This is a genomic window from Pseudomonas sp. AGC41, assembly GCF_057334555.1.
The window spans coordinates 13763-17580 of record NZ_JBHFJB010000025.1 but is presented as its reverse complement, the minus strand read 5'-3'; the positions used below and the strand labels follow the sequence as shown (position 1 = coordinate 17580).

3 protein-coding genes are annotated in these 3818 nt (G+C 62.4%); all 3 read left to right on the top strand.

What is annotated here, in order from left to right; all coding sequences use genetic code 11:
• Positions 1-559 precede the first annotated feature (559 nt).
• Genes ACE04F_RS04180 through ACE04F_RS04170 form a run of 3 tightly spaced genes read left to right on the top strand, consistent with a single transcriptional unit; the run spans position 560 to position 3717 of the window.
• Positions 560-1969, top strand: a complete 1410-nt coding sequence (locus tag ACE04F_RS04180; protein WP_486105058.1) for a circularly permuted type 2 ATP-grasp protein — start codon at positions 560-562, stop codon at positions 1967-1969.
• 3 nt (positions 1970-1972) lie between these two features.
• A complete protein-coding gene (locus ACE04F_RS04175) occupies positions 1973-2923 on the top strand; it encodes an alpha-E domain-containing protein (RefSeq protein ID WP_305500558.1) in 951 nt (316 codons plus the stop codon).
• Positions 2920-3717, top strand: coding sequence for a transglutaminase family protein (locus tag ACE04F_RS04170; protein ID WP_486105056.1), 798 nt, complete (start codon positions 2920-2922; stop codon positions 3715-3717). The genes ACE04F_RS04175 and ACE04F_RS04170 overlap by 4 nt, the downstream gene beginning before the upstream one ends.
• Positions 3718-3818: the final 101 nt, after the last annotated feature.

Here is a 3818-nt window from a genome sequence, read left to right as displayed (position 1 = left end):
GAGGGTGCCAGGGAGCCCCGTGGCGAGGGAGCTTGCTCCCGCTCGGCGACGCAGTCGCCGCAAAGAGCAAACTCGGTGTGAAAGTTGAAATGGGCTGCCGGCGATGGGGACCGCTTCGCGCTACAGCAGGAGCAAGCTCCCTCGCCACGATGTGCTTTCCGACGAAATCTCAGTGCTTGAGCTATCGTTGGGTAAACCCCTGCTTTTGCCGGTGGGTATAAATTTCCCCTTTTCAGGGCATCCGAGGCCAACTTCCTGCCCGACTGCACCGATTCGACCCGTTTGTGGTATCGACGCCGGGCACCGAAATAAACGTTTCAGCCTGCGAACCGATTTTCGCCGTCAAATAGAAAAGAAATTTCGCTTTTTCAGCGTTGCGCGCCGTTTTTTCCAGCATTGTGTCGATGCACCCATACTTAGGCACAGCCTTTGCTACGGCTCAAAGACGCAAGAACCCCCGAGGTATTCAAGAAGCAGGCTCGACAAACAAGGCAAGGCCAGACTGGTGAAATGACGAAGTCATAAGAAATGCCGTGTACGACACGGCTGGGAGTTGGCTATGCCCCACGCTTTTTTCAATGAAATGTATGACGCACAGGGTGACTGCCGCCCGCATTACCAAGCCTTCTCGCGCTGGCTGGCGGATACGCCGCTCGAGCTGTTGGAGCAGCGCCGCCGCGAAGCCGACCTGCTGTTTCATCGCGCCGGCATCACGTTCACCCTCTACGGCGACGAGCAGGGCACCGAGCGCCTGATTCCCTTCGACATCATCCCCCGCAGCATCAAGGCCAGCGAATGGCAGACGGTCGAGCGTGGCTGCATCCAGCGGGTCCAGGCCCTGAACATGTTCCTGGCGGATATCTACCACGGGCAACGCATCCTCAAGGAAGGCATCATTCCGGCCGAGCAAGTGCTGGCGAACGAGGGCTACCAGATCGCAATGCAGGGCCTGGACCTGCACCGTGGCATCTATGCGCACATTGCCGGTGTCGACCTGGTTCGCGACGGCGACGGCAGCTACTACGTGCTGGAGGACAACCTGCGCACGCCCAGCGGCGTGAGCTACATGCTCGAAGAACGCAAGATGATGATGCGCCTGTTCCCCGAGTTGTTCGCTGCCCAGCGCGTGGCGCCCATCGACCACTATCCGAACCTGCTGCTCGATACTCTCAAAAGCTCAAGTCCACTCGACAACCCTACCGCCGTGGTGCTGACCCCGGGGCGTTTCAACAGTGCCTATTTCGAACATGCGTTCCTGGCCCGGGAAATGGGCGTGGAGCTGGTCGAGGGCGCCGACCTGTTCGTGCGTGACGACCACGTCTATATGCGCACCACCGCCGGCCCCCAGCAGGTGGATGTGATTTACCGTCGCCTCGACGACGCCTACCTCGATCCGCTGTCGTTCAATCCCGATTCGATGCTCGGCGTGCCCGGGCTGGTCGCGGTCTATCGTTCCGGCAACGTGGTGCTGGCAAACGCCGTCGGCACTGGCGTGGCGGACGACAAGTCGATTTACCCCTATGTCGACGAAATGATCCGCTTCTACCTCACGGAAGAACCGATCCTGAAGAACGTGCCCACCTGGCAGTGCCGCAAACCCCAGGACCTGTCCCATGTGCTGGCGAACCTGCCCGACCTGGTGGTCAAGGAAACCCAGGGCTCCGGCGGCTACGGCATGCTGGTGGGGCCGGCCGCCACCGCAGCGGAGATCGAGGATTTCCGTGCCCGTCTCAAGGCCCGGCCGGAGGCTTATATCGCCCAGCCGACCTTGAGTCTGTCGACGTGCCCGACTTTTGTCGAAAGCGGCATCGCCCCGCGCCACATCGACCTGCGTCCGTTCGTGCTGTCCGGCAAGGAAACCCGCCTGGTGCCCGGCGGCCTGACCCGCGTGGCGCTGCGCGAAGGCTCGCTGGTGGTCAACTCGTCCCAGGGTGGCGGCACCAAGGACACTTGGGTAGTGGAGGACTAAGACATGCTTTCAAGAACCGCTTCGGACCTCTATTGGATGTCCCGCTACCTGGAGCGCGCCGAGAACCTGGCGCGCATGCTCGAAGTCAGTTATTCGCTGTCGTTGATGCCTCAGGCCGGGCGCAGCGACGGACACGCCGAACTGGCGATGTCGCTGCTGGCGGCCGGTACGCTGGACGATTACAACGCCCGTTATGACGCGCTCAACAGCGAGCGCATGCTGCATTTCTTTGCTCTGGATGAAGCCAACCCCGGCAGTATCTATAGCTGCCTGCGTGCCGCGCGCACCAATGCCCACGCCGTGCGCGGGCGCATCACCGCCGACATGTGGGAAAACATCAACGCCACCTGGCTGGAGATGCGCAACATCGCCAGTAACGGCCTGGGCCGCTACGGCATCAGCCATTTCTGCGAATGGGTCAAGGAGCGTTCGCACCTGTTCCGCGGCGCGACGTCGGGCACGATCATGCGCAACGACGCCTACAGTTTCATTCGCCTGGGAACCTTCATCGAGCGCGCGGACAACACCTTGCGCCTGCTGGACGCGCGCTACGAGATGTTCGGCGAGGAATCGGAGGAGGTCAGCGACAACTCGGCGCGCGGTTATTACCAATGGAGTGCCTTGTTGCGAGCGCTGTCTTCGTTCGAGGCGTTCAACGAGATCTACCGTAACGCGCCCAACGCCGAGCAGGTCTCGGAGATGTTGCTGCTGCGGGCCGACGTGCCGCGCTCGCTGCATGCCTGCATCGAAGAACTGGACCATATCCTCGCCAGCCTGCCGGGCAACAACGGTCGTCCGGCCCAGCGCCTGGCCGCGGAATTGAATGCGCGGCTGCGTTATTCCGGCATCGACGAGATTCTCGCGTCGGGCCTGCACCAATGGTTGACCGAACTCATCGGCCAGATCCGCCACCTGGGCCAGACCGTCCACGATGCCTACCTGGAGGTGGTATGAAATTGTCCATTCGCCACGACACGACCTACAGCTATGCCGACGAAGTCTGCACCAGCATCCAGTTCCTGCGCCTGACGCCCAAGGACAGCCCGCGCCAGCGCATTCTGCAATGGCACCTGGAATTGCCACGCCTGGTGCGCAGCCAGATCGACCCTTACGGCAACATCCTGCATGTCATGACCATGGACGAGCCTCATGGGGCTCTGGTACTGACCGCTTACGGTGAAGTGCAGATCGACCAGACCGTGGAGATGGAGCCTGACAGCCAGTCACCGCTGCCGTTCCTGCGCACCAGCCGTCTCAGCCAGGCCGATGACAGTCTCAGCGCTTTCGCCGTGGCCCAGTGCGGGACACGGCGTGATCGTTCGGCGCTGGCTGACTTGATGAATGGCCTCGCCGATCGCATGGCCTATCTTCCCGGCACTACTGCCGTCAGCAGCACGGCGGCCGAGGCCTTTGCCGGCGGTGCCGGCGTCTGCCAGGACCACGCCCATGCGTTCGTGGCTTGTGCCCGCAGCCTGGGCGTGCCGGCGCGCTATGTGTCCGGCTACCTGTGCACCGAAGACGAAAATCACCTGGCGAGCCATGCCTGGGCTGAAGCCTGGCTGGGAGATGGCTGGTACAGCTTCGACGTGACCAATCGCCTGACCCGTACCGATCGCCACCTGAAACTGGCGATCGGCCTGGATTACCTTGACGCCTGCCCGGTGCGCGGCATGCGCCGGGGCGGCGGGGCCGAGCAGATGCACGCGCGGGTGCAGGTGAGCTCGATGGTGCAGGTGCAGCATCAGTAATTTATCCAATAAAGCCTGAGGCCCCTTCGCGAGCAGGCTCGCTCCCACGGGTTCACGGAGTCACGTACTGCGCAGCCAGCCCAGAACCGTGGCGGGGGAGC